This window comes from Pradoshia sp. Z5_111 (assembly GCF_058267535.1).
This window is the reverse complement of sequence record NZ_JBZCPQ010000005.1, coordinates 233,670-258,018: the sequence shown is the minus strand read 5'-3', so window position 1 is coordinate 258,018 and position 24,349 is coordinate 233,670. Positions and strand designations below refer to the sequence as shown.

The window sequence follows — 24,349 nt, the reverse complement described above, 5'->3', positions numbered from 1 at the left end:
TGGACGAAAGATTTGCTCCATATCAGCGCTACGACTGAGGGAATCGCGGCAACAAGGGCCGTAAAAGTCTGGAGACCAACTTAATCCCAATGAAAGAGGTAATCAGACGGTAATAGGATGGCTCACATCTTTTCAGGAGACAGTTTGTGATTGTCTCTTTTATTCTATCTAGTCTATTAACGCCCAATCGTTGAATAACAGGACATACGTATTTGTCGAGAACATTTGTATAGATTTACTCGCTAGATTGATTAATTTTACTCAGAAAACTCAATGACCTGTCGCAACTCAATTTGACCTTCACCAAATCCTTGTGGATCAGGCATTCGCTTGGCCCATTCGATGGCTTCTTCCCTAGACTCCACATCAATGAGTATAAATCCCGCAATCAATTCATTCGTTTCCGAAAATGGCCCATCGGCGACCACTGGCTTTTCTCCCGGCTTAGGATATGAAAGGCGAATCCCATTTGAACTTGGATGAAGTCCCTTCGCCATAACCCGCACGCCAGCCTTTACTAATTCCTCATTGTAGGTTGACATGGCTTCCCTGAGTTCTTGGCTTGGAAGATTGCCAGCTTCTGAATTCTTTGAAGCTTTAACAATAATCATAAACAGCATGAAATAGCCCTCCTTCATTTATTAAGGGAAAATCCCCTGATTGTCATTGTTCATACAATGAATCTGCTCTTCGAAATCAATTACTATTAATATTCAATAAAGTCAAAGGATATCCCTTCGAACACGCTTGTTTATACCAGCGGAATAATCACCCCTCCATAAAGGAAAGCACACACAATCACAAAGGCGGGGTGGATTTTAAATTTGCCTAAAGCGAAAAAGGCCAGTGTGGCAATAAGGATGGAATGAACCCAGCCGATTGCCTGTAAGGAATCCACCGCCAGGCTGTAGGTTAGGAGCAGCATCATGATGGCGATGACCGGCTGAACAAGCAATGACATCCCCTTCACGACAGGTGATTGTTTATATCGTTTTAGCAACTTTAATAATAAAATCAAGGCAATGGCGGATGGAACGATCGTGGCAAGGAGGGCCGCTATAAAGCCTGGCCAGCCAACCACCTCAAAGCCGACGAAGGCGGCAATCTTTGTGGCGATGGGCCCTGGCAACGAATTACCGAGTGCGAGCATGCTTGAAAACTCCTCATTTGTCATCCATTCATTTCGGGTTACTATTTGATCATACATAAGCGGAATCGAAGCCGGACCCCCTCCATACCCAAGAAGGTTAGCGATTAAAAAGGCCAAGAATACATAATAAATGGATAAGATCATGAGCCAGACCCCTCTCTTTTCGATTCATTCGGTTCTTCTTTTCCATTCCTCGTTAACCGTCCCTTCACTTTAAAATGAAACGCTCCGTAAAAGAGGAAAATAGCAATGACGATCCCCGGATGGATTGAAATAGTTTGCAAGAGAACAAATGATAAAATAAAAAATAGAATCCCGAGCAGCCAGCCGAGTCCCTTAACCGCTTTTTCACCAAATTCATAAGCCATTTGTCCAAGCATCACAGCCACGACAGGCATAACAGCACCAATCATTTTCTGTAAAATCACAGAATCACTCAGCTGATTGATAAAAGCAACCAAAAAGACCATCGCCAAGCAGGTCGGCAGAACATGCGCCATTACACTGATGAAAGCCCCCATCCAGCCCTTGACCTGATAGCCTAAATAAGCGGCCATCTTCGTGGCAATCGGACCGGGAAGCGTATTGGCAATGGCCAGCGTATCACCGAACTCTTCATCGTCCAGCCAATGATACCGCGTAACCGCTTCGTACCTGATTAACGGAATAACGGAAGGTCCCCCGCCAAAGCCCAATATGCCCGTCCTCATCATCCCGATTATCAATTCCTTGTATGCATTTCTCATGAGCACATCCCTTTCCACTTCCAAATTACACATTCCTCTAAACGAACCAAACTGCTTATCTGTGTATCGCTATGTACTGTTTACGTAACGGTAAAATGGGTTTCCCAAATAACTTGAGAAACCCGTGGTACTTTAACTGCCTCGATACACTTGATATCCAAAAGGCGAAACAAGCAACGGGACATGATAATGGGAAGAGCCGTCCGCCACACCAAAACGTACGGCCACCTCGTTCAAAAAGGCTGGTTCCGGCAACTCCACCCCCTTCTCACGAAAATAATCCCCTATGTAAAAAACATATTCATAGGTACCGACCTGTAACCCATTTTCCTGTTGATAGGGCTGGTCCAAGCGCCCATCCTTATTTGTATAAAAGGTGTCTAGTAATCTACGTCCATTTTGTGCTTCGTAATAAAATAATTCAATTTTTGTATGTTCTGCTGGTTTCCCGTGCATTAAATCCAAAATATGTGTACTTAACCCACTCATTCCTGATCTCCTTTTCCTATCCGTTTTGGGCTGATGTTTGTTCATAGGTTACCGATGAATCCTTTAGATGCTCATGCGTGACGGTGAACACCTGGAATCCAAATGGAGGCCTTGGCTCTGTGTAAACCTTCCCTTCGGAGCCTGGAATGGATTCGACAACTGGATCCCATGTATGATTTTGAGATTCAAAGGTTACTTGTAGCAATTGCGGGAAACGTTTCAGGATTGTGCTGCCAATTTCATAGATTAAATTTTGAATGGATGGAGTCTCCATGCTGTGGAAAACGGAGGTAGAGATATCAATGATTTGCTCTGGAGCTACATATTTTTCCGGAATTGTTCCGAAAGCATCTTCTTGTTCTTTGTATACCCAATGTAAATTTAAATAGATAAATAGAGGTCTGTTACTATCCTCAGGAAGAGTCGTATATTCATCACGCACAAAACCTACAAAGGAATTCCCCTTCACTTTAATTAACTGCAAATCTAAAATGGAACTGCTTTGTTCATGAATCTCCATTCCAGACTCTGTCCGGACCACTTCCACAGAAGCACGTGAGCGTTCATTCCGTGATTGTTTAAAAACCACATTACTTGCTCGAATCCCATCTTTCGTGGATTCGGATACTGTTTCAAAAGGAATATCCTCTGCCAAAATAGATACATGGTCAATATGTGAATACTGATTCAAAAAAGCTTCTGATACATAGGCAGCAAATCCTTCTAATGTAGAACCAGTATATGTACCAAGATGTCTTTGAATGAAGTTTTTCATTGAATCTGTAGCGACTACAAGTGAATTATCCCCATCTACAAATGAAGGAATAAACGCTTTTCCGCCAATTGCCACCTTCACCTTTGTTCCAAAAATAATATTATCTCGTCCGCTAAACTCTGATTCTGGTATTTTTTTAATGCCTGTTAAGGGAGTGGCATATGTTCGATAAGCGAATACATCCCCTTTGCCATAGCTTAACGTTTTTTCTCTTAATTCGTTTTTCATCCTCATTTTCCTCCTTCACTGAATGATTTCGTCTAATCTAAATTGAGCGATTTTATATATTTCATGGAGTGCGGCTTGAAACTCCTCTTCTCGATCATGATTCACTCTTTCCTTCATTGCCCGGTAAATATCTTCCTTACCCCTACCGCGTACCGCTATGATGAAAGGAAAGCCAAATTTCTTCATATAGACTTCGTTCGTCTCCATGAATTGCCCATATTCTTCTTCATTCAAATGCTGTAATCCAGCCTGCTCCTGTTCTTCTGTTGAAGCCGCACTCATTTTAACCCGATTCCCCAAATTTGGATGGCTTTTAATCAGCTGCAGCTGTTGCTCAACTGAAGCCTGCTGAACAATTGCAATCATGTGATTATGCAGATCTTTTTTAGATGAAAACGGCTTGGCATCAGCTGCCTTCCTGGCAATCCATGCTGAATGTTCAAAAACATCCCCTAATATGGAGGTAAACTGATCTACATGGCTATTATTGAGCTGCTCTATTGTCCACATCCAACACACCTCTTTTTAAATCACCTTTTTCAAATCTTAGAAAAGTTAACATTTGATGTAATATATATTTACATAATAATCAGAATAATTTGTTGTGTCATTGGCCAATGTAGACAATTTTTATGAAGAATACTAGTTACTATACCTAATCTAAGAGTGATTTTATTTTTAAGGCTAACCGTATTCGAAGGGCCATATCGCTATCCTTTATGTCACCACCGATGAGATCAGCGCATTTTTCCAGCCGATAAACAACTGTATTCCGATGCACATATAAACGTTTGGCAGTTTCAGAGATTTGGCACTGTGTATCCATATAAACAGATAATGTTTGCAATAAGGTCTGCTCTTCTTCTTTACTGACTGATTCAAAGCCACGTAATGTATAGTTGTAAAAGCTGTTCAAATCCTCTTGAGGTACAGCCCTCAAGAGCTCAAGGATATCCTTCATCCGATAGGATTGGATAAATTCCTTTTTCTTTGAAAATATCCCATCCTTTAAGGCTGCCTCAGCTTCCTTATATGCATTCGGGACATACAATAAATTTTGACATAAGCTGCTCACGCCGAATGAAATCGTCTCATTATAATAGGTAGAAATATTTTGTTGTATCTCACCCAAAACGAGCTCGAGCAGACTGTTTACTTCATCGTAAAATTGATTGGCCGCATATAAAAGGATGCACTGCTCACCCTTTGTGAAAAAATGAATCGGTGTACGCGAATCAATTAATTCCTCTTCCACGAATTCAAAAATAAGTTCAATTTTTTGCTGGTGCTTCTTAAATCCAATCTGGGCATTCACCTGATCCAGCTTACCGACCACACAAATATATCGATCATTTTGATGAAGCGTAAATTCCTTTGCACGATTGATCACTTCCGTTTCAGAAGAAAAAGTCCCTTCCAAAAAATGATAGAAGAAATCATTACGAATACTTCTATTAAATTGATTCAATGCGGTTTCCTTCATCAAAGCAAAGGATAAAACATTCACTGCCTGTTCAATAATCAGTGAATTTAAACGGTCATCTCCCTTTAGCTCATCCGACACAAGCAGGTACCCTCCCCGCCCTTCTCCCATATAAACCGGGAACGCCGAAAACGTCTGTCTTGTCGTTAACATCGTAAACGAAAATTTTGTTTGCTGATTAATCGGAAAGATATAGCCCTTTTTTTGCATGGAGCTTAAAAACGCAAATACATTTGTTTGGGGAGCAGAATAAGATAACGGCTTCAGATGTTGATTGATCAGCATGATAGGGAAACCAATCAAATCCGATAAGCTCGAAAGCAATTGATTTACACCTTTTCCTCGCATGATCAATTGAGTGAATTGCTTATGTATCTCCATGGCATAGGTCAATTCGTCCGTTCGCTGGTCCAATATGACACAAAATGCTTGATAAACGATTTCACCCAGTGTGATTGAAGCCGGTATTTCTATAATTGGAATTTCCAGTGCATTCGCCCTTGCAAAGACCTCATCCGGAATTTCCTCTAGATATCGTTTTGTCTTTACCCCCAGAGCTGCACAATTTTTCTCCGCCATCGCTTCTACAAGTTTCCCTAGCAATAAGGGCTGATCCTTAAAGTGATAGCCGGTAGTAATCAGGAATTCATTCGGTCTTAAATACGAGATGATATCAGGGGCATCCATCATATTGACGGTTTCAACTTCCCTGTAGGAACCTTTTTCTCCGGCTAATATTTTCATATCCTTGAGTGCAGGAATCTTGGTTACATCGCCCACCTTCACAACTGGATCACCTCGTTAAAGTTTTCTGAATATTCATTTATTATAGCATGTGTTTACAAAATTAGTTAAAGTGCACGAAAACAATTTGAAAGTTGCACACTAATGCCAATGAAGTTTATCTGAATATTCAGTACCATGATAGTACAGTAATCATGTAAGGATTTATCACATGATATAAAGAAGGGACGTTAGATGATGGCTATGCAAATGAATAAAGATCGTGTAGTCGCATGGATTGAGTGGCTCGCTCATTTTGGTAAGACTGAATCGAATGGAGTAACAAGACTGCTCTATTCAACAGCCTGGGCAGAAGCACAGCATGCCCTGAAAGTGAAGATGAATAATATTGGACTGAACTCCTATTTTGATAGTGTCGGCAATCTGTTCGGCTGTTTACCAGGAACTGCCAGTGATGGCAAAACTATTTTAACCGGTTCGCATATCGATACAGTCATTGATGGAGGGAAATACGATGGCGCCTATGGAATTATCGCAAGTCTTCTTGCAGTGGAGTATTTACAAAACAAATATGGGAGACCTAAGAAAACAATCGAGGTTGTCTCATTTTGTGAGGAGGAGGGCAGTCGCTTTCCGATTACCTTTTGGGGATCGCGCAGTATCAGTGGTCTATATAGCATGGAAGATGCAGTCAACTTAAAAGATTCAGAGGGCACCTCTTTAATCGAAGCTATGGATGCTGCCGGGTTTAGCAGTGAACAGTACTCTTCCCCCGCTCGTACTGATATTGAAGCATTCATTGAAATACATATCGAACAAGGAATCGTTCTTGAAAAAAACAAAAATCATATAGGGATTGTCAGCCATATCGTCGGCCAGCGCCGTTTTACGATTACGATTCATGGAGCCAGCAATCATGCTGGTACAACGCCTATGAACTATCGGAAGGATGCCATCGCATTGGCAGCAGATTTCATCCATTTCACTACTAATTTAGCGAGCGTTGACTATTCCGATTTAGTCGCAACCTTTGGCAGGCTGCTCGCAAAGCCGAATGTTCCGAATGTCATTGCAAAAGAAGTTCAACTTAGCCTGGACATTCGCCATTACGAAGAGGACGCTCTCGACCAGTTCTGCGAACGAATCTTCACCTATTTAAGGGAGAAAGCTGCTAATTCCGACTTCAAATTGACGCTTCTTCAATGGATGGATGTAAAGCCAATTTCCATGAGTCCGGACCTCAACAAAAGCATTGAAGAAATTACGGTCTCTCAACATATCCCCTATCAATACATCGTAAGCGGAGCAGGACATGATTCACAGGTATTCGGCTCTATATGTCCGACCGCCCTTCTATTCGTTCCAAGCGCTGGCGGAATAAGCCATTCGCCAAAGGAATATACAAAAACAGAGGACTTAGAAAAAGGGATTGAGGTTTTGACAGAGCTACTTTATAAATTGGCTTATTAAACCGCTCTCCCTCATTTTTAACTAGACTTTAAGAAGGAGTGAAAGTATTGCGTTATTCTGACTTAAACACACCACTTCGAACGATCATGACACCAGGTCCTGTCGAGGTCGACCCCCGTGTCTTACGGGCCATGACGACACCGATTGTAGGCCAGTTCGACCCTTCCTTTACAAACATCATGAATGAAGTAATGGATATGCTCCGTCATGTTTTTCAAACAAAAAATCAATGGGCTTTTCCGATTGACGGTACCTCCCGCTCAGGAATTGAAGCCATTTTATGCAGCATTATCGAGCCCGGCGACAAGGTACTCGTCCCTATTTACGGGAGATTCGGTCACCTGCTCGTTGAAATCTGCAAACGGTACGGAGCTGATGTATATACAATGGACTGTCCTTGGGGTGAAATATTTGATCCTGAAGCCATCATCGCAGAAATTAAAAAAATCCAGCCAAAAATCGTGGCTATGGTGCATGGGGAAACCTCAACAGGGTGCCTGCAGCCTTTAAAAGAAATCGGGCTTATCTGCCGTGAACTGGATATTCTCTTCGTAGTCGATGCCGTTGCTACCATTGGCGGCGTTGATGTAAAAGCGGATGAATGGTGCATAGATGGCTTGATCGGCGGCACACAAAAGTGCTTGTCCGTACCTTCCGGCAGTGCTCCAATCACCTATAACAGCCGAATCGAACAGGTACTTCTTCGTCGCAAAAAGGTCGAGCAGGGGCTAGAGACGGCGGAGGATCGAAAAATGACACGGTCCGGCTTGATTATTGCCAGTAATTATTTTGATTTAAGCATGCTCCAGGATTATTGGGGTCCCAGACGCCTAAATCATCATACCGAAGCAACCTCCATGCTTTATGCCCTTCGCGAAGGCTTGCGACTCGTTCTGGAAGAAGGCCTTGAAGAGCGCTTCAGCCGCCATGCATTCCATGAAAAGGCATTGGTATCCGGCATTGAGGCGATGGGCTTAAAGCTGTTCGGGAATAAAGAAAATAAATTAAAGACTGTTACGTGCATTGAAATCCCAGCTGGTATAGATGGCGAATCAGTTCGCTCTATGCTTCTGAACGAATTCGGGATTGAAATAGCCTCCTCCTTTGGCCCCCTTCACGGGAAAATTTGGCGCATTGGAACAATGGGCTATTCTTGTCGCAAAGAAAATATTTTAATTGTACTTGCTGCCCTGGAGGCCGTCCTTATTTCCCATAATTGTAAAGTTAACCGGGGTGAGGCTGTACAGGCGGCTTTAGAAGTCTACGGTGCGCTGAAATCTACCCCTGAGTCCATTGCAAAGGCGGGAATCCAATGAGTTCATTTGATTTGATTATTCGCAATGGTTTGGTTGTGTTGGTTGATGGAGTACGAAAATTGGATATTGGCATCAAGAACGGAAAAATTGATAGGATAGCTCCTCAAATTAAAGAAATCGGATTGGAGGAGCGTGATGAAACCGGGCATTATATCTTCCCTGGCATGATTGATGTACATGTTCATTTCAGCGAGCCCGGGCGTGCACATTGGGAAGGCTTTGAGACTGGATCGCAAATGATGGCTGCAGGCGGATGCACCACATATTTTGATATGCCTTTGAATGGAATTCCTTCTACTGTAACGAAAGAAGCCCTGTTAGATAAAATCACGATTGGTCTTGAAAAATCCATCACCGATTTCGCTTTATGGGGTGGTTTGGTTCCTAGTAATCTTGGAGACTTAGAGGATTTAGCCAATAATGGGGCAATTGGCTTCAAAGCCTTCATGTCCGCAACCGGCAATGATGAATTCGAACGAGCAGATGATATCACGCTTCTTCAAGGTATGAAAACAATCGCTACTACCGGAAAAGTATTGGCACTGCATGCTGAAAGCGCACCGATTACCGATACATTAACAGCGGAAAAATTACAAAGTGGTCAAATCACCGCAAATGATTACTTGAAAACTCGACCGATATTAGCTGAAGCTGAAGCAGTTGAACGGGCCATCACCTATGCTGAATTAACCGGCTGCCCCCTCCATTTCGTCCATATAACCAGTGCAAGGGCAGTTGAAAAAATCGAAGCTGCAAAGAAACGCGGATTGAATGTCACGGTTGAGACTTGCCCCCATTATATTCTATTTAATCATTACGATTTAATCGAAAAAGGAGCAATCGCTAAATGCGCCCCCCCTCTGAGAGAGCCGGATGAGCAGAAAAAACTGATTTCATTACTGATTGAGGGAAAATTTGATATGGTATCCTCCGATCATTCCCCTTGCCCCTTTGAACTGAAGGACCCATCCACTCACACTCTTTTTCAAGCATGGGGAGGAATCAGCGGCGGACAATTTTCATTATTGGCCGTAATTGAGCTCGCTTTAAAATATAAACTCCCCTTCCCTCAGGCTGCACAATTAACCGCCAAAGCCCCTGCTGCACGATTCGGTCTATCCGAAACAAAAGGAGAAATCAAGGAAGGAATGGATGCTGATTTTGCGATTATTTCCACGACTAAAACTCACACAGTCGATGAAACTAATTTTTTCGCCAAGCACAAACAGAGCTTATATATGAACCATACCTTTCCATGCAGTGTAATGACGACCATCCAGAAAGGAAATGTACTTTTTGATAAGAGTAGCTTTTCAAAAGTGAAGCCCCATAAGGTTACATTCCACAAGGGCTTAGAGGACAACATACCTTGTTTGTAGAATATGTAATGAAATACATGCCGGGAGGAACGAAACGATGATGAATGATGATGCAGTTGTCGGGACAAAGTCAATGGTTGTCAGTCCCCATTATTTGGCCTCGATGGTCGGGGATGAAATCCTGCAAAAAGGAGGCAATGCCTTTGATGCAGCTGTGGCAGTCAGTGCCTGCTTAGCTGTTGTTTATCCCCATATGACCGGGATGGGCGGTGATTCTTTTTGGCTGCTTTATGATGCCAAGGAAGAAAAAATGGTGTCCTTTAATGGCAGCGGGCGTTCCGGCTCACAGGTGACAAGAGAAAGATACAAAGGGCAGGATGCCATACCGATACGGGGCATCGAAAGTGCCATTACAGTACCGGGCATGATTGACAGCTGGGATCAAATCCTTGGAAAGTACGGGAATCTCACCTTAGCGGATGTCCTTCAGCCTGCGATTGAATACGCCGAAAACGGCTTTCCTTTTTCAAAAAGTCAATACGAGAACACAGTCACACATTTCGACCTGTTAACGAGCCTATCAGATACAGCGAAAATTTTCGTACCGAATCATACAGTCCCTGCTATCAATGAAAAATTTGTACAAAAAGAGCTCGCCCGTACGTTGAAATTAATTGCAGAAAAAGGTCGGGATGAATTTTATAAGGGCGAACTTGCCGAGCATATCATTGCAAGCCTTCAGGAAAAAGGTAGTTTATTAACATTAGAGGACTTTTCCTCTCATCAGGGAGATTGGACGGAGCCGATCCATACGACTTACCGTGGCTATACCATGTACCAGGTCCCTCCTAATTCACAGGGATTTGTCGGATTAATGGCCTTAAATCTATTGGAGGATTTTGATTTTGGACATATTGAGCACGATTCCTATGAGTATTATCACATTCTCGTCGAAGCCTTAAAGCTTTGTTTCAGAGACCGCAATAAAGAACTGACTGATCCTGACTGCCATACAATCCCGCTTGAGCGTTTGCTTTCGAAGCAATATGCCAAACGAATCGCCGAGGAACTAGATTTGGAGGATACATGCGATATTGATACAAGACCGGTAGGCCGGGATACGGCACACGCAGCCGTCGTTGACAAGGACGGGAATGCAGTCTCCTTTATCCAAAGCCTATATTTTGAATTTGGTTCAGCCGTTGTAGCAGGAGATACCGGCATTTTAATGCAAAACCGAGGCTCGTTCTTTTCATTGGACTCATCTGAAGTAAACTGCCTGGAGCCAAGGAAGAGAACATTCCATACATTAATGCCAGCCATGGCATGTAAGGATGGAAAACCAGCCATTGTATATGGAACACAAGGTGGAGAAGGCCAACCGCAAACCCAAACACTTATTGCTACTAGAATGATTGATTATGGTATGAATCCGCAGCAAGCCATTACCGCACCGAGATTCGTTTGGGGAAGAACTTGGGGCGATCCTACACGGGAATTAAAAATCGAAGGACGTGTCAGCAAAGATGTAACAGACCGCTTAAAAGCTGCCGGTCATATCGTTAATGTAGTAGATGATTTTCACCAGGCAATGGGACATGCCAATGCCATCATAGTTGATGAACAGGGGTTTTTGCACGGTGGAACCGATCCAAGAAGTGACGGAGCCGCAGTCGGACGCTGATTTAAAGGTACATAATTACTAAAAGGAGGTCACCAATGGAGGATCAATGGAATGCTTTTATCAATAAGAATATCACCCTGCCCCCATTACAGTCCGGTCCTTTAGATTTTCATACGTTTGCCATTAAAGATGTATTTGCGATTAAAGATTATAGCAGTAGTGCCGGAAATCCTGATTGGTTGCGTACGCACCAGCCGGCTGCACAGAATGCATCGGTCATAGAACAGTTGCGATTCAATGGTGCCTCACTGCACGGAACTACTCAAACTGATGAGCTGATGTACAGTCTGAACGGAGAAAATGCCCATTATGGCACACCGGTAAATCCGAAATCTCCGGAGCGGATACCTGGAGGTTCCTCAAGCGGTTCTGCCGTTGCCGTTGCTTCTCGATCAGTCGATTTTGCCATCGGAACAGACACTGGCGGATCTATTCGCATTCCTTCCTCCTATTGTGGGATTTTTGGATTTCGCCCAACTCATGGTGCTGTTTCTATGAAAGGATGCATTCCGTTTGCCAAAAACTTTGATACGGTCGGTTGGATGGCAAATGACGCCGAAACACTACAAAGAATCGGTGAAGTATTACTTACCGATGAGAAAGCAGAAGATATCAGCTTCAGTAAACTGTACTATCCAATAGAAGCCTGGAGTCTGCTGGAAGAGCATATACGCACAGCCTTTAGCCCTGTTTTATCATCCTTGGACGAGAAAGTTGACCGTGCAGAATGGCTGGCGATTTCCGTTCATGGCTTGGAGGAATGGGCAGAAACATTCCGCATTATTCAAGGAATCGAAATATGGGAGGAACACGGTGAATGGATTCAACAAGAAAAGCCTGCTTTTGGACCAGGAATAGCAGAACGCTTCGAAATGGCCAGTACATTGAAAAAAAGCGATGCCATACAATGCCTTGAAACACAAAGAAAGATTCGTTCTTTCTTATCGAAGCTTTTGGACCAGGATGGTTTGATTGTCCTTCCTACCGCTACTGATGCAGCACCCTTATTGAACACCAATGATAAAACGATGCAGCGTATCAGAGTGAGAAACATGCAGCTCACGTGCATCGCAGGACTTGCGGGATTGCCGCAAATCACCCTGCCACTTGTATCGCTTGATAACAAGCCGATTGGTCTATCACTTATTGCCAATCACGGACAGGATATACCATTGTTAAAATGGGCCTCTTCCTTCGTGAAATCGACGGTAACAGGCTACGGATACTTATAGAAAAGACCCATTCTAATCATTTACTATTCTCTCATTAGCTTAAAAATAACTATTGTAGAGTTATGTTAAACCATTTATTTTTAGCTCTACTAAACAAGAGGCTTATTACATTTGATTCGTAATGAGCCTCTTAAAAGTTATTTAAAATTGAAGTGACAAGGAGATTAAAGCCAGGTAATTCTTATTGGACTAAAGCCCCCGATAGTTCAATTAGTATTTAGATAATCTAATACAATATCAACTCTTTCATTGACTGAATAATCCCCTTCAATTTTTAATACTGGACAAGATAAGTCTGCCATCCAATGCTCGTGCAATTTTTTACTTCTAACTTCCATTCCCGCACTATCATAAAGAGAAGCCCACTCTAAAAAAGTTTTCGATTGTTCATATTTGCTTCCGCCAATTAATATTTGACTTCCATAACGCTCATATTCCCTCTTCTTTAACCTTTCAAGTCTTATATCTTGCGGAACCCATAAGAATATAACAAGGTCAAAATAACTTTTAAAGTTATCACCCCAACCACACACTGCACCAGAAAGAATCCAGTTTTCATTAAGTAATAAATCTTTTTCAAGTATTTCTCTTCTTTTAGGTACTTCTCTTTGTTTAGTAAATTTAGTTGTCCAAAAGTAGTCATCGGTATCAAGATGTGTATGAGGTAAGACCTTTGATAATGAAGAACCGAGCGTTGAGGTACCAGAACCAGAAGCTCCCAATATGTGTATTTTTTCTTTCATTTTCCCCATCCTTAATCATAGGCTTCTTCAACTCTTCTGCCCCTTTAGTGGCATAGCAAATAGAGGTGATCACATAATTTGTTATGATAAAGATTTAACTTGATTGTTTGCATTTCTTTAAACGAATGTCGCGCCTTATTTCAAGAATTCCTATAATTCCACATACTAATACGCCAAACCCTAATATGCTTGTGAGAATCCAATTGTTTCCCCAACTAATAATTACACTACCTAAGCAACTTAGAGCAATAATGAATGCTCCATATTTTGCTCGCCATTTTTCTGATTTTAATGGTTTTTCACCTTTCAAAGTTATTCACCTCATACTAATTAGAAATTCTATGATTATTCTTCATCCCTAAGTATTTCATCAGTTTAAATCTAAAATCAAATCGTTAATGAATTCATAGCCTTCCTACAAAGCAAAGTTAAATTGCAAAGTGGATCGGTGAGTATGGATTATATTGATAATAATGGTGTGAATTTAGATGATGAATGGAATAAAGAGTTTTAGTCATAATAATAAGTAACGAAAAAAAGAGCTTCGTGGATTTTCAAAGTTCTTATTTTGTGTGCATTGATTGCTTGTCAGTTATTTGTAGTTTATTGAGAGAAATAGTGTTCGATAACCTTCCCCCTTTACATCCATAAGAAATTCACCAGCCAAAAAGGTAGGTATCCTTCTTGAAATACTACCTCCGTCATCTAATATCCATTCTTAAAATCATCTACATTCCAATTCCATTTTGCATTTATGGTATCCAAAAATTCTTGAATTCTTTCCTCTGATAAATCTTTTGCTCCGTTTAATTTATTGGCATATGATTTTAATACCCAAGTATCATCATAAGACTTTTTTGGTGCTTTCCATTGAACCCCAAATATATATTCCTTTTCATCTATCTTCACTTCAATTGACAGTATATTATGCCCCTGTAATATTAAATTTCGCATCTCCATAACCGTACCACCTCCATTAACAGATCAATATACGTATCCATTTCTACATTCGGCTAGCACACCCGGTTTCTATAATAAAAAATTCAACAAAAAGAGCATAAATCCTCCTTGATCAACACCCCTGTTTGTTTAAGTGTATTTACTAACAAAAACCCTATGAAAGACTATTTAACATTAAGAAATAAATCAAAATGTAAAAATGTTTTGACATTTAACAGGATAATGAATACAATATTAAATGTAAAATAGTTTTTACATTTTGCAAGGAGGGAACTGAATGATGGATTGGAGCCTTGTTTTGTTTTTAATGTTTTTTGCTATATGTATCATACTGATTGTGACGACTCTTGTGTCATTGCCTAAATTAGGTGATGAAAGGACAATTTACATTAAAATGAAAGCACAATCATACACGTTTACAGTTGTAATCGGTATAGTATTGTTAGAGATTGTTGAATCAATTTATATAACAACTTGGACAGACAGCTCTTACGAAGGTATAAGCCCGGTAAGTTTTCTTGTTACGATTTCGGTTATATATTTAATCTCATTACTATTCTCTAAGAAGAAATATGGTGGTTAAATGAAAAATCGTATTAGAGAATTAAGAAAATCAGTAAAGCTATCTCAGGAAGAACTGGCTAAACTTTGTAATGTAACAAGACAAACCATAAACGCGATTGAAAACGATAAATATGACCCTACTTTACAATTAGCTTTTAACATAGCCTCCGTACTGAATACCACAGTAGACGAGCTTTTCATAAATGATAAAGATAGAAAGTGATTATAAAGACCTTGTATCGAGGTCTTTTATTATGCACAATTCTTATTGAGCTAAATTGTCCCTTTAGCTTCACAACAAAAAAGTGCTGATCCTCATATACATAGTGATAATTGATAAACTGATTAGTTCCTCCCCAGAACACATACCAATCACCTTTTATCGGCATAATATATTTATTCCTTGTATATTTCTGATCAGTTTCAGGATGAGTGATAAAAGGAGCAAGAGACATACTGTAAATTGTATTATTTTCTCCGAAGGATACACTTATAACTTTTTCTCTGGCATTATCTAACCAAATATACTGTTTAATACCTTCTATTAAATTAGTAACCATTTCTAATGTATACGTTTCGACTCCAGCATTAAAATCTATTCCATATTCAATGAATTGTTGTAAAGGTACAATGTTTTTAAAATCAATTGTTGTTTGGTGATATAAGGTTGAATACATTCCTTTCAGAAAAGATTCTCCGAAATCCTCAGGTGAAACTTTAGATAATTCTGCTTGATTCTCCTTCAAACTAAACTCCTCCAATTCTTTATAAACCTACCTAATGTTGTTCTTATGCTGGAGATTTCCTTTAATAAATCTAGACTGTCTGGCAGTATGTACTTTTACAATATTCTTCATTCATTAGAAAAATCCTTCCTCCTCTAAACTGCCCGGTAGCTGCATAAAAAAAGAGCTGTTTACAGCCCGTGAAATAGGAGTAACAACCCTGTTGATCATTTATAAAAGTTCCTTATTTTTATTATAAGAGCGTTTTAATGAAATATAATTGATGAGGAACATCACTACACTTCCGAATAATATAAAGCCTATTAGTTCACTCCAAGCGCTAATACTTGAAGGCATATCAACCAATAGTAAATACAGTATAGTAAAAATAACAAAAAATGTAACTGTTTTAGTAAAAATAACTCTTAACTCTTTCCTATAAGCTACTTTTGTTGCAACCTCCGTATATTCAATACCAGCTGCAATATACCTTCCAAATATATAAAAAACGAATATGGATATGGCCAATAGTAAAATGATCTCTAAGTCTATAGAAACAAATTTGTTTAAAAACATTGTTAGTACAAGGAAAAGGAAAAGAAGTACCCCACCCTCCGCGAAGAAATATAGCATCCTTTTTTCCTTATATTCATCAACAGGCATTAAAAAAGAAATCCAGGATTTCATCAACTCTCTACCTCCCAAAATAATTCATCTAAGGTTTTATTAAGTTCTTTTGCTATTGCAACACAAAGATGAAGAGTCGGATTATATTCCCCCTTCTCAATCAATCCAATAGTCTGCCTCGTCACCCCCACTTTACTCGCTAATTGTTCTTGGGTCATTGAAATTTTCATCCGTGTAATTTTTACATTATTTTTCATACATTCCACCTTACCTATGTAAGATATAGTTTACATATGCAATTTATACCTTACATTAGATTTATATATAAAACAATATAAAATAAAGAAACAAGCTCTCTACAACCATTTGAGGTTTAACATTAAAAGGCATTAATCCATCTTCTTGTATCAACACCCCTCTAACTCTATTAGAAAATATAGAATTTAATCAGTTATTTTTGCCCATCCCATTAAGCAAAGCCCATGGGTAAGGTCTTTTATTTCCTTAAAGCCCGCATTTCTCTTTTTGAATCAAGATCCCAAAGTTAACATTCCCATGTCCTATTCCATACCTTATTAACTTCTTTTAAATTTGTATTATCGAAAGTTAATTTATAAATATCTGGTATATCCAGACCTTTCCAGAAATTAAAATCATATTTTCTATCAAAGTAACTCATTATAAGTACCATTAAATTCCCGTGTGTTCCTATTGCGATGTTTTTACCTTCATACGTTTTTAATACCTTCAATCCTTAAACACTTCTTTCCTCAGTGTATTTTTAATACACAATTCAGTTTCACCATATATAACCAATAGATAAAAAGAGAATTTTGAGTTCGTTTACATTTTGAAGCTACTAACCTACCTCTTTACTTCCATAGTTATTTCAACTTAAAAGGGCAATACTTCTTTTTGATTCAACAGCGTATTAGCCAATTAGAACTCCCTACCCAGAGTATCTAAAGTTAATACTTCCCTTTCGGATATACTTTTTTAAACCGTTCACATACAACTAACATATTTGGTGAAAATTCTAGATCGTATTCTTTTAATTCCTTAGTAAAAAAAATTTCATGTGCATCCCACCAAAAATGATAATCTCCCTCACCTTCTGCTAAAGAGAATTCCTCTGTTACCTCATTCATTGGGATAATTTCAACGGATTGAATTTCAGTGACGGCCACTGGCACATCCTGACCATCTAAAACAATATAAAATTCACCGATTTTAGGGAGCTCCTCTTTTTCTAACTCATAAAACACAAAGCCAGAAGTTGTTGCCGTCTTTTTTCCTTCAACAACTAAATCGGCCAACCAATCAGCGGAAGTCCCAAATTGAAAAGCCTCTTTGTATTCAATACCTCGCATATCTTCTTCAATGCAAAAGTCATTCCAAAATTGTTGTATCCTATTCATACATGATCATCCTTAAATTCAGTATTTTCTCTTTCGGTAATCGCTTTCATTACTTGTTCTCGAAACTTTTAACCAGTCTAATGAACCAGTACAAGATTATCCAAGGCAGAATGAACTTTGTAGCCCATTCTATTACATTAGGAAACAAATACGATATATTAATATTTAAAAATGAGAGTACTACAAAAAGTGCCAATAAAACTATGGTACCAATAATCAAATTTTTCATTATACCTACTCCCCCTTCTTATGGTTAAGGGAATATATTCGGGAAGATAAATACAAATACCTTTATCAACGAATCTGTCCTTAAAGAAAGAGCGCTATGTTTACTCAGCTCCTTAATGTAGTGAATATTCACCTTCGTCCAAGAATATTTAAATTAAATACTAACCTTGGATTTTATCACGCCTGAATCGATTACCAATCGAGGGGGCGACGTTGCTGCCAGCTTTTTAAGATCTTTATACAGTCATATTTTTTATTTCGAACGATAAATCTTTTACACTATGGACGTGCGTTTCTCTTTTTAATCTCATCACTTATTTCCATCAAGGTAAGCAAAATCAAAAAAAGCATCATAAAATTAACTAGTTCCTCTGTAAAAAATGCCAATATAGCAATTAACACAATCGAAAACCAGAAATATTTTCTGTTCATAAAATCATCCCCACTTTTCTTTATATACTTATAAATTCGACACTAAATAAGTGTCTTCCTTCTTCTGCTAACTTCTCCATTTAGGAGCAAAAAAAAGACTCAATCATTCATCTATATAAATTGATTGAGTCAATGAAAATAAATTTTTAATCCTTATCTTCTTTTAATGATTTACGTAATTTTTTTAGTTCTTCTGTTTGATCAATTATATTGTTATTCAAAACTCTTAAGGCATTATATATCGCAAAAATCCCTGCAAATAATAGACAAGCCAGCAATAAATCCATATTTCCCACCTTCTTTAGCTGATATTTAAAAGACTATATAGGATCATTGATATTTACGTAAAATATAGATTTGGTTTGGAATATTTCATGAATGCAGATAAAATAAAGAAAAACGAAAGGAATCAATCATATGAAAAATCAAATCGATGAATTAACTTTATTATTGTTATATTTAACCTCTTTTAAAGATGATTATGGATTAGGTGAAGCTCAAAGAAGTTGGAAGGGATATCCCTTTGAATCTCTAAATGAATTATCGGAAAAACGTTTCATTATCGATAGTAAACGTTCAAAATCTGTTTATTTAACAGATGAAGGTATCGAGGAAGCTAAGAAATTAATAGAGAAATATCATATAAAAGACCACTGAGGAAATTCTCTCTAAGGAGAATTCCTAAAAAAACCACTTTATTTCGCAATCCCCGCTGCTTCAACCTGTGTTCTTCTTTATTAATTTTTAGATGCCTTTATGATAAAGGTCGCAGGCACTAATTGGGCTCTTTGACTTGAATACCAACTTGAAGGGTTATCTGAATCGATGTTTTTAGGCAACACAACATCATCGATTACGTTTTCAATTGTGAAGCCAGTTTTTATCAGTGTATTAATATATGTACTTAGTTTGCGATGGTAGATTACAACGTTGTTATGCCATGCCTCATTGTATTCTGGACCCTCAATATTGTAAGATTTTCTAAAAATAAAGGACGACTGTGAATAAGTCAAACGATTGTGAATGGGATGCTCCCAACTAAAAATGAAAATACCACCTTGCTTTAAATAGCTATGTATATGTGACAATGTACGATGTAAATCAACTGTCCAACCCAAAGCATAAATAGAATAGGCAATATCGAAATAATCATGAGGTATTCCTGGATTTTCCTCCATTGGTGATTCAAATAATGATACTTTCCTCTGTTGATTGCACAATACGTTATATGCGGTATCTATTTGTTTTGTCGAAAGATCTAATCCCCATAGTTCTTTAGCACCTTGGTTACCCATATATTGCAACGAATGCCCACTTCCACACCCTATATCTAACACTTTACGATTTGTAATTGTATCAAATAATTTAAGGTGTGCTTCATTTAAAGAGTAGGGGCCATATTCAGGAAGAGCAGTTCTTCCAAAAAAACGTTCAGCTGACTTTTCCCAACTTGCTTTATTCATATTCAAAATTTCAGTCTTTGTATACAAGGACTCCACTTCCTTTAACTATTAAATAATTGAAACTTAATTCATTTTCTCTTTCAACTATTAGTTCTACAAAAAGGAATATAACCCCTTCTTTCGCTAATCTTCCCCCAATATTTTCATATGAAGTGCAACACAAAAAGACATTAATCCTTTTGGATCAATGCCGCTGTTAGCTCAATATTTATAAGCTTTCTTCCTAAACTAAGCTTTCTTCCCTATTTTATGATAAAGAGACATGATGATCCAAATAACAGTTGGTAAGGCGATTGCTCCGATAATCATTGCCGCTAATATGCTAACTGAACGGTCACCGGCGTATATCAATATAAAAACTGCTATTAGAAAGAAAAGGACTGGTATAGTTTTATAAAGATTAACTAATCCTTTCTTTTCTTTTATCTTCCATTTATTATTGTACGTTGCCATAACAGTCATAGCTGCTGGTATGGCAATGGCAGTAAAAACGATTGCGGTTGCAATAAGTATAAATTGCAATATGCCAGAGCTTATCATTGTTCCAACCCATATAAGTAGTGTGATTAAAACGACCGGTATCGAAAAATAACTTAAAGATCGAGCTGAACTTTCATACTTTTCAACAGCAGTGTCCCGGTCACTATAAATCGGTTTTGTATTGGGTTTTGCTCGAAATAAATGTATATCTCCTGTTGAGGCAACATGTGTCCATCCAGAGGCTGAAAAAAGGTCAAAATATTCATCATCTTCTTTTAAAGATCGATAATCGACACTGTAGATATAATCTGAGCTTTCTCCTTTTTTTAGTGTATAACCCATAAACTTAAAATCACTGACATGCCATCCCTTCAAAGAATACCGTCGTAATTTCTCCATGTCTTTATCCTCAGCAAAAGCTAATCCCTCTGACACTATATACTTTGTTTGCCTCATTCTTCTCCCTCCTTCAATCCCATTTCTGCTAATTGAATCATCTGTTTTCGTATTATTACATCTTCCTCTAATACTTCTCTGCCCTTGTCAGTAAGCAGATACGTTTTACGCCTTGAATCCGACCCATCATACAAATAAATCCATTCTTGTTTTAATAGCTTTTTGATAATCGTGTACATGGAAGCAGGCCCTACATTAATTGCCCCATTTGTTGTTTCTTCAATTAAATTCATAATTGCGTAACCATGCCTTGGCTTAGTTAAAGCAGCCATAATATAAAACATTGAATCAGTTAATTGTTCCGTTTTCTTCAAGGTATCACCTTCTATATCCTTTTAAGATATATCATAATGTGATATATCTATTTAAGTACAATATATCACTTTGTGATATATATGTCCATACTTATATCACAAAACGATATATTAAAGTTTGATAATTGACCTTTATAATCAAAAAGGGTCCATATAAATCGTGCTTTGTTTTCGAATATATAATTCTTAATGGAATATGACAAAGGAATGTATCAGAAAGTTTTGTAACACTGAGGATACATGATCTTTTTTCATTAGAGTTATTAATTGTGTTATTTCCCTTTTAGGAAGTGAGATCAGTGAAATTTTTGTATTAGATTAACTAAAAACCGACTCTAATTAAAATGAGTCGGTTTTCTATTTTGTATCATCTTAAACTAAAGCCCCCGTTAGTGGAACAAGTGTATGTTCTATTGGATTTTGACATTAGTAACCACAATACCAATTAAAAGCCATAAAAAATATATTGCAAATATGTAATAGAAATAACTGTCTGGAACTAAAGGAAAAAAAACAGATATAATACCAAGTCCAATTAATAATATGCCCGCATACTTTGAAAGTTTCTTTTTATCTTTTACTTGACCTTCCACATATCCTGCTAAAATATGAACTTTTCCCTTTCCCCAAATGAAATATGCAAGCAAAAAATGAAACCCTGCAATGATAAGACCAACATAAAGCTCCATCATTTCTCCTCCTTTTATCCGGCATTTGTATTATATGTCTTTATAATATTACTTCTTCCGCTAACTTGCCCCATTTGTTTCTTAAGCAATTCAGCAATAAAGGGCATTTATCCTTATTTGATCAAGCCCCCGTTAGTTCAATATGAAACTGTCCCAAATAGCTTCTTCCACTACAAAATATTCTTCATGGGAGTATGCAGCTAATATGCATTTATCCTTATGGTAAAACATTAAGTCTTCTGGCAGTTCAGGACTATTCCAATCAAACAGGGAATGACAACGCTCTTTCAAAAAGTCTCTTGTAGCATTATTCATTTTAAAATAATAAACATATGCTGTATCTTCAGAAAGTCTTGTAGTTTCCCATTCTTTTTGTATTCGTCTTTCGATTAAATGTTCTTCAATATCGATTATCAAATTATCAATAAAGGCAAGACGCTCTTCTTCAAATTTCAACAACCGCCCATCTTTCACAAAAGCAAAGCGATTCTCTAACAAAGTTAACGAAGTCGATGTACCAAAAGAAGATGTTTTACAATCAATAAAAATGGGGATTAGTCGATCGGTAGAAGAACAACGACCTAAGATAAGGAAAAAATCTATTTTAAAGACTTGGATTATGACAACTGCTGCTGCGGTAACCCTGATGTCTTCTAGCTTCATCGTCCCTTCTTTTTCAAGAGTGTTGGCGGATGCACCAATAATCGGAGGTTAGTATGCAAACTTTAACGATATGGTTGGGAGGAACTTAGAAAAGCAAAATCTGGTGAAGGAGCTCAATCAGACCTTTACAAGCAATGGTGTAGATGTTGCGTTAACAAGTGCATACTATGACGGATATCTAATTGGAATTACGTTTGATGTGAAAGGGAATCTCCAGGAGGATGTAGATGGCTATTATTATGCATTATATGAATTGTTTAATGGTGACCCGCTAGCCGATGAGACAAAGGAAACGACTACTTTGACAAAAACGAAAGATGGATATACAGGACATATCCGAATTGTTTATCCATATAAGGACCTGCCTAAAATTGATACCATTCCCATTTCCTTTGAAGAAATAGGAATGAACAAAGGCAATTGGCAATTTGATGTACCTGTGCAACAAAACCCAGTCGAGGAATACGTGTCTGAAAACAAAGAAAGCACGAATCCAGAGGGCGATGTGGTATTTAAAGTGGATTCCGTAAAATCCTTAATTCTCATATGTTTTATTGATTTTCATCTCTTCTTTCTTTGATATGGTTCCTTTGCCCAATCATAGAATGAAAGAAGTACGAATGCTATGAAACTCACCGCTATGTTTTCAACCCAATTAATCTCTTTTTTAGTAATATAATCCCAACTAATTGATATTACAAAATAGATTATGGGGAAGCTAATGTTCTGTTTAAAAATATTGATTTAGCCACCAACTTTCATTTATTCATTTTGTAGATAATTTTCGTTTGGTGTTCGCTGATAATAATATCTTTGTATCCCTGCTTAAATCGACGTCCCTGTTACTTGAATAAGATATTATATTTTCAATCTTGCTTTGATCTAAGAATTATTCTATTCTCACTATATTTTGAACAATAATACTTGCAATCTCAGATTTTGATAATGTCCCATCTACAATGAGGTCTGAATTCGGCTTTGTCGTATTTAACATATCTAGATACCCCTGCCTTCCTCTATGAATGTAGTTATCTAAATCCAGCATTATATCCTCGCCAGAACTATCTTTAAAGTCTCGAAGTATTCTCCGTGCCATTGCTATGTCCAGTGGCGTATCAATAAACACTGCAAAATCAATTAATTCTCTTGTTTTAGTATGTAAATAAGCAAATGGGAAATCTAAAATGATGTAATCTAGTGGTTCAATAACTAACTTCTTTATATCTCTAATGAGTGGCGATAAGTCCCAAGCATCAGGATTACAACCATTATCAATCCACTCAATAATATTATCAGGGCTATTAAAATCATAATCATCAAAAGATATTGTTTTACTATATTGCAACCGCTCTTTTAGGTATGAGGTTATTGTTGTTTTGCCACCACCCGAAACCGCAGCAATTGAAATCACAAACGGAAATTTCCTTTTCATAAATTCCTCCAACTTTTCGAATGTCTTATTTCGACTATTTCTGATTGATCTAATCTGTCCTGTTATTTTCATAATGATTTCGACAAAAAAGGGGAAGAATCCTTTTTTCGCTAACCTGCTCCTTTACTTGATTAAGGAGCTCCATATAAAAGTAAATCAATCCTTCTTGAAACACCGCCCGTGTTAACTCAAAATTTTGAACACTACGGAGCAAATTCGATTTGACCAGTAAGCAATAAGATGATGGCAATTAACCAGTAGATGATTTCAGATAAAGAAAGGATTAAGGCTATAATAGGAATTAGATTGTTTTCTGTTTTCTTCACTATCCCTGCTATAGATAAATAAACACCGAATATAGTAAGAGAAAGTATTATATAATCACCATACGTATTCCCTGTATTGGCTATTCTTGTAGCTGGTACAAAAACAATAAAGAAGCAAATTACCCCAACGATAAGAGAAACATAACTAAGAATACTGTACTTCTTAGTTACAGCAGTTTGGATTCCCAAATAT

General features: G+C 38.1%; 30 protein-coding genes and 2 pseudogenes. 9 read left to right on the top strand and 23 right to left on the bottom strand.

Features of this window, described 5'->3' with window-relative positions; all coding sequences use genetic code 11:
- Positions 1-257 precede the first annotated feature (257 nt).
- The 6 genes and pseudogenes from AC4D4A_RS12725 to AC4D4A_RS12700 all read right to left on the bottom strand — a co-directional run bounded on the left by AC4D4A_RS12725 (position 258) and on the right by AC4D4A_RS12700 (position 5,657).
- Positions 258-620 carry a YciI family protein gene (locus AC4D4A_RS12725; protein WP_490996247.1) on the bottom strand — a complete coding sequence of 121 codons (363 nt, stop codon included), beginning with the start codon at positions 618-620 and terminating at the stop codon, positions 258-260.
- Between the two features lie 131 nt (positions 621-751).
- Positions 752-1,294, bottom strand: coding sequence for a chromate efflux transporter ChrA (chrA, locus tag AC4D4A_RS12720; protein ID WP_490996246.1), 543 nt, complete (start codon positions 1,292-1,294; stop codon positions 752-754).
- Positions 1,291-1,896 (bottom strand): chromate efflux transporter ChrB, encoded by a 606-nt coding sequence (gene chrB, locus AC4D4A_RS12715; protein WP_490996245.1) that lies wholly within the window; start codon positions 1,894-1,896, stop codon positions 1,291-1,293. Before chrB ends, chrA begins: the two co-directional genes overlap by 4 nt.
- Positions 1,897-2,028: 132 nt before the next feature.
- A complete protein-coding gene (uraH, locus tag AC4D4A_RS12710; protein ID WP_490996244.1) occupies positions 2,029-2,385 on the bottom strand; it encodes a hydroxyisourate hydrolase in 357 nt (118 codons plus the stop codon).
- Positions 2,386-2,401: 16 nt separating this feature from the next.
- A pseudogene (gene pucL / locus AC4D4A_RS12705) lies at positions 2,402-3,898 on the bottom strand (factor-independent urate hydroxylase).
- A 145-nt stretch (positions 3,899-4,043) separates the two neighbouring features.
- Entirely contained in the window at positions 4,044-5,657 is a 1,614-nt protein-coding gene (locus tag AC4D4A_RS12700; RefSeq protein WP_490996243.1) for a PucR family transcriptional regulator, read from the bottom strand.
- 192 nt (positions 5,658-5,849) lie between these two features.
- On the opposite strand from AC4D4A_RS12700, the gene allC reads away from it, so the two are divergent.
- From allC to AC4D4A_RS12675, 5 genes are all read left to right on the top strand, one after another.
- A complete protein-coding gene (gene allC, locus AC4D4A_RS12695) occupies positions 5,850-7,085 on the top strand; it encodes an allantoate deiminase (protein WP_490996242.1) in 1,236 nt (411 codons plus the stop codon).
- Between the two features lie 86 nt (positions 7,086-7,171).
- On the top strand, positions 7,172-8,401 hold the full coding sequence (locus AC4D4A_RS12690) for a pyridoxal-phosphate-dependent aminotransferase family protein (protein WP_490996329.1): 1,230 nt from the start codon (positions 7,172-7,174) through the stop codon (positions 8,399-8,401).
- The gene (locus AC4D4A_RS12685) at positions 8,398-9,780 is read left to right on the top strand and encodes an allantoinase (RefSeq protein ID WP_490996241.1); all 1,383 of its coding nucleotides are present in this window, start codon (positions 8,398-8,400) and stop codon (positions 9,778-9,780) included. The genes AC4D4A_RS12690 and AC4D4A_RS12685 overlap by 4 nt, the downstream gene beginning before the upstream one ends.
- A 37-nt stretch (positions 9,781-9,817) precedes the next feature.
- Entirely contained in the window at positions 9,818-11,404 is a 1,587-nt protein-coding gene (gene ggt / locus AC4D4A_RS12680; RefSeq protein WP_490996240.1) for a gamma-glutamyltransferase, read from the top strand.
- A gap of 35 nt (positions 11,405-11,439) precedes the next feature.
- On the top strand, positions 11,440-12,636 hold the full coding sequence (locus AC4D4A_RS12675) for an amidase (RefSeq protein ID WP_490996239.1): 1,197 nt from the start codon (positions 11,440-11,442) through the stop codon (positions 12,634-12,636).
- Positions 12,637-12,842: 206 nt separating this feature from the next.
- Here AC4D4A_RS12675 and AC4D4A_RS12670 read toward each other — a convergent pair whose 3' ends face one another.
- The 3 genes from AC4D4A_RS12670 to AC4D4A_RS12660 all read right to left on the bottom strand — a co-directional run bounded on the left by AC4D4A_RS12670 (position 12,843) and on the right by AC4D4A_RS12660 (position 14,339).
- A complete protein-coding gene (locus AC4D4A_RS12670) occupies positions 12,843-13,379 on the bottom strand; it encodes an ATP-binding protein (protein WP_490996238.1) in 537 nt (178 codons plus the stop codon).
- A gap of 94 nt (positions 13,380-13,473) precedes the next feature.
- The gene (locus AC4D4A_RS12665; RefSeq protein WP_490996237.1) at positions 13,474-13,689 is read right to left on the bottom strand and encodes a hypothetical protein; all 216 of its coding nucleotides are present in this window, start codon (positions 13,687-13,689) and stop codon (positions 13,474-13,476) included.
- 395 nt (positions 13,690-14,084) lie between these two features.
- Entirely contained in the window at positions 14,085-14,339 is a 255-nt protein-coding gene (locus AC4D4A_RS12660; RefSeq protein WP_490996236.1) for a hypothetical protein, read from the bottom strand.
- Positions 14,340-14,616: 277 nt separating this feature from the next.
- Between AC4D4A_RS12660 and AC4D4A_RS12655 the strand changes: the two genes are divergently transcribed.
- Together AC4D4A_RS12655 and AC4D4A_RS12650 are read left to right on the top strand one after the other, a co-directional pair.
- A complete protein-coding gene (locus AC4D4A_RS12655; RefSeq protein WP_490996235.1) occupies positions 14,617-14,922 on the top strand; it encodes a hypothetical protein in 306 nt (101 codons plus the stop codon).
- Positions 14,923-15,126, top strand: coding sequence for a helix-turn-helix transcriptional regulator (locus AC4D4A_RS12650; RefSeq protein WP_490996234.1), 204 nt, complete (start codon positions 14,923-14,925; stop codon positions 15,124-15,126).
- On the opposite strand, the gene AC4D4A_RS12645 is transcribed toward AC4D4A_RS12650, so the two are convergent.
- From AC4D4A_RS12645 to AC4D4A_RS12615, 7 genes and pseudogenes are all read right to left on the bottom strand, one after another.
- Complete coding sequence (locus AC4D4A_RS12645; protein WP_490996233.1) at positions 15,101-15,649, bottom strand: hypothetical protein; 549 nt, start codon at positions 15,647-15,649, stop codon at positions 15,101-15,103. The two genes, AC4D4A_RS12650 and AC4D4A_RS12645, sit on opposite strands and share 26 nt — an antisense overlap.
- A 210-nt stretch (positions 15,650-15,859) precedes the next feature.
- A complete protein-coding gene (locus AC4D4A_RS12640; RefSeq protein ID WP_490996232.1) occupies positions 15,860-16,318 on the bottom strand; it encodes a DUF3278 domain-containing protein in 459 nt (152 codons plus the stop codon).
- A complete protein-coding gene (locus AC4D4A_RS12635; RefSeq protein WP_490996231.1) occupies positions 16,315-16,512 on the bottom strand; it encodes a helix-turn-helix transcriptional regulator in 198 nt (65 codons plus the stop codon). Before AC4D4A_RS12635 ends, AC4D4A_RS12640 begins: the two co-directional genes overlap by 4 nt.
- A 287-nt stretch (positions 16,513-16,799) precedes the next feature.
- Positions 16,800-17,000, bottom strand: a pseudogene (locus tag AC4D4A_RS12630) (histidine phosphatase family protein); the annotation flags it as partial.
- A gap of 223 nt (positions 17,001-17,223) precedes the next feature.
- Positions 17,224-17,673 carry an ASCH domain-containing protein gene (locus tag AC4D4A_RS12625; protein ID WP_490996230.1) on the bottom strand — a complete coding sequence of 150 codons (450 nt, stop codon included), beginning with the start codon at positions 17,671-17,673 and terminating at the stop codon, positions 17,224-17,226.
- 507 nt (positions 17,674-18,180) lie between these two features.
- Positions 18,181-18,333, bottom strand: coding sequence for a hypothetical protein (locus tag AC4D4A_RS12620; RefSeq protein ID WP_490996229.1), 153 nt, complete (start codon positions 18,331-18,333; stop codon positions 18,181-18,183).
- 146 nt (positions 18,334-18,479) lie between these two features.
- Entirely contained in the window at positions 18,480-18,620 is a 141-nt protein-coding gene (locus AC4D4A_RS12615; protein ID WP_490996228.1) for a hypothetical protein, read from the bottom strand.
- Between the two features lie 130 nt (positions 18,621-18,750).
- Between AC4D4A_RS12615 and AC4D4A_RS12610 the strand changes: the two genes are divergently transcribed.
- Positions 18,751-18,990 (top strand): DUF6429 family protein, encoded by a 240-nt coding sequence (locus AC4D4A_RS12610; protein ID WP_490996227.1) that lies wholly within the window; start codon positions 18,751-18,753, stop codon positions 18,988-18,990.
- An 80-nt stretch (positions 18,991-19,070) separates the two neighbouring features.
- Here AC4D4A_RS12610 and AC4D4A_RS12605 read toward each other — a convergent pair whose 3' ends face one another.
- The 5 genes from AC4D4A_RS12605 to AC4D4A_RS12585 all read right to left on the bottom strand — a co-directional run bounded on the left by AC4D4A_RS12605 (position 19,071) and on the right by AC4D4A_RS12585 (position 22,398).
- A complete protein-coding gene (locus AC4D4A_RS12605; protein WP_490996328.1) occupies positions 19,071-19,796 on the bottom strand; it encodes a class I SAM-dependent methyltransferase in 726 nt (241 codons plus the stop codon).
- Positions 19,797-20,024: 228 nt separating this feature from the next.
- Complete coding sequence (locus tag AC4D4A_RS12600; RefSeq protein WP_490996226.1) at positions 20,025-20,732, bottom strand: DUF2812 domain-containing protein; 708 nt, start codon at positions 20,730-20,732, stop codon at positions 20,025-20,027.
- Positions 20,729-21,046 carry a PadR family transcriptional regulator gene (locus AC4D4A_RS12595; protein WP_066104469.1) on the bottom strand — a complete coding sequence of 106 codons (318 nt, stop codon included), beginning with the start codon at positions 21,044-21,046 and terminating at the stop codon, positions 20,729-20,731. The genes AC4D4A_RS12600 and AC4D4A_RS12595 overlap by 4 nt, the downstream gene beginning before the upstream one ends.
- A 410-nt stretch (positions 21,047-21,456) precedes the next feature.
- On the bottom strand, positions 21,457-21,735 hold the full coding sequence (locus AC4D4A_RS12590) for a DUF3784 domain-containing protein (protein WP_490996225.1): 279 nt from the start codon (positions 21,733-21,735) through the stop codon (positions 21,457-21,459).
- A gap of 132 nt (positions 21,736-21,867) precedes the next feature.
- The gene (locus tag AC4D4A_RS12585) at positions 21,868-22,398 is read right to left on the bottom strand and encodes a hypothetical protein (protein WP_490996224.1); all 531 of its coding nucleotides are present in this window, start codon (positions 22,396-22,398) and stop codon (positions 21,868-21,870) included.
- A 103-nt stretch (positions 22,399-22,501) separates the two neighbouring features.
- Here AC4D4A_RS12585 and AC4D4A_RS12580 point away from each other — a divergent pair, with 103 nt between their 5' ends.
- On the top strand, positions 22,502-22,978 hold the full coding sequence (locus AC4D4A_RS12580; RefSeq protein WP_490996223.1) for a DUF4179 domain-containing protein: 477 nt from the start codon (positions 22,502-22,504) through the stop codon (positions 22,976-22,978).
- Positions 22,979-23,287: 309 nt separating this feature from the next.
- Here AC4D4A_RS12580 and AC4D4A_RS12575 read toward each other — a convergent pair whose 3' ends face one another.
- Together AC4D4A_RS12575 and AC4D4A_RS12570 are read right to left on the bottom strand one after the other, a co-directional pair.
- Positions 23,288-23,830, bottom strand: a complete 543-nt coding sequence (locus tag AC4D4A_RS12575) for a nucleoside/nucleotide kinase family protein (RefSeq protein ID WP_490996222.1) — start codon at positions 23,828-23,830, stop codon at positions 23,288-23,290.
- A 203-nt stretch (positions 23,831-24,033) separates the two neighbouring features.
- The gene (locus tag AC4D4A_RS12570; protein WP_490996221.1) at positions 24,034-24,345 is read right to left on the bottom strand and encodes a hypothetical protein; all 312 of its coding nucleotides are present in this window, start codon (positions 24,343-24,345) and stop codon (positions 24,034-24,036) included.
- Between the last annotated feature and the right edge of the window lie 4 nt (positions 24,346-24,349).

Coding starts and splice junctions, on each gene's coding strand:
- AC4D4A_RS12685 (WP_490996241.1), top strand. CDS start 8,398: ATGAGTTCATTTGATTTGATTATTCGCAATGGTTTGGTTGTGTTGGTT.
- AC4D4A_RS12575 (WP_490996222.1), bottom strand. CDS start 23,830: ATGAAAAGGAAATTTCCGTTTGTGATTTCAATTGCTGCGGTTTCGGGT.
- uraH (WP_490996244.1), bottom strand. CDS start 2,385: ATGAGTGGGTTAAGTACACATATTTTGGATTTAATGCACGGGAAACCA.
- AC4D4A_RS12650 (WP_490996234.1), top strand. CDS start 14,923: ATGAAAAATCGTATTAGAGAATTAAGAAAATCAGTAAAGCTATCTCAG.
- AC4D4A_RS12670 (WP_490996238.1), bottom strand. CDS start 13,379: ATGAAAGAAAAAATACACATATTGGGAGCTTCTGGTTCTGGTACCTCA.
- AC4D4A_RS12605 (WP_490996328.1), bottom strand. CDS start 19,796: ATGAATAAAGCAAGTTGGGAAAAGTCAGCTGAACGTTTTTTTGGAAGA.
- allC (WP_490996242.1), top strand. CDS start 5,850: ATGATGGCTATGCAAATGAATAAAGATCGTGTAGTCGCATGGATTGAG.
- AC4D4A_RS12620 (WP_490996229.1), bottom strand. CDS start 18,333: ATGAACAGAAAATATTTCTGGTTTTCGATTGTGTTAATTGCTATATTG.
- AC4D4A_RS12690 (WP_490996329.1), top strand. CDS start 7,172: ATGACACCAGGTCCTGTCGAGGTCGACCCCCGTGTCTTACGGGCCATG.
- AC4D4A_RS12600 (WP_490996226.1), bottom strand. CDS start 20,732: ATGAGGCAAACAAAGTATATAGTGTCAGAGGGATTAGCTTTTGCTGAG.
- chrA (WP_490996246.1), bottom strand. CDS start 1,294: ATGATCTTATCCATTTATTATGTATTCTTGGCCTTTTTAATCGCTAAC.
- AC4D4A_RS12610 (WP_490996227.1), top strand. CDS start 18,751: ATGAAAAATCAAATCGATGAATTAACTTTATTATTGTTATATTTAACC.
- chrB (WP_490996245.1), bottom strand. CDS start 1,896: ATGAGAAATGCATACAAGGAATTGATAATCGGGATGATGAGGACGGGC.
- AC4D4A_RS12660 (WP_490996236.1), bottom strand. CDS start 14,339: ATGGAGATGCGAAATTTAATATTACAGGGGCATAATATACTGTCAATT.
- ggt (WP_490996240.1), top strand. CDS start 9,818: ATGATGAATGATGATGCAGTTGTCGGGACAAAGTCAATGGTTGTCAGT.
- AC4D4A_RS12635 (WP_490996231.1), bottom strand. CDS start 16,512: ATGAAAAATAATGTAAAAATTACACGGATGAAAATTTCAATGACCCAA.
- AC4D4A_RS12625 (WP_490996230.1), bottom strand. CDS start 17,673: ATGAATAGGATACAACAATTTTGGAATGACTTTTGCATTGAAGAAGAT.
- AC4D4A_RS12725 (WP_490996247.1), bottom strand. CDS start 620: ATGCTGTTTATGATTATTGTTAAAGCTTCAAAGAATTCAGAAGCTGGC.
- AC4D4A_RS12675 (WP_490996239.1), top strand. CDS start 11,440: ATGGAGGATCAATGGAATGCTTTTATCAATAAGAATATCACCCTGCCC.
- AC4D4A_RS12585 (WP_490996224.1), bottom strand. CDS start 22,398: ATGAAGCTAGAAGACATCAGGGTTACCGCAGCAGCAGTTGTCATAATC.
- AC4D4A_RS12590 (WP_490996225.1), bottom strand. CDS start 21,735: ATGGAGCTTTATGTTGGTCTTATCATTGCAGGGTTTCATTTTTTGCTT.
- AC4D4A_RS12615 (WP_490996228.1), bottom strand. CDS start 18,620: ATGGATTTATTGCTGGCTTGTCTATTATTTGCAGGGATTTTTGCGATA.
- AC4D4A_RS12655 (WP_490996235.1), top strand. CDS start 14,617: ATGATGGATTGGAGCCTTGTTTTGTTTTTAATGTTTTTTGCTATATGT.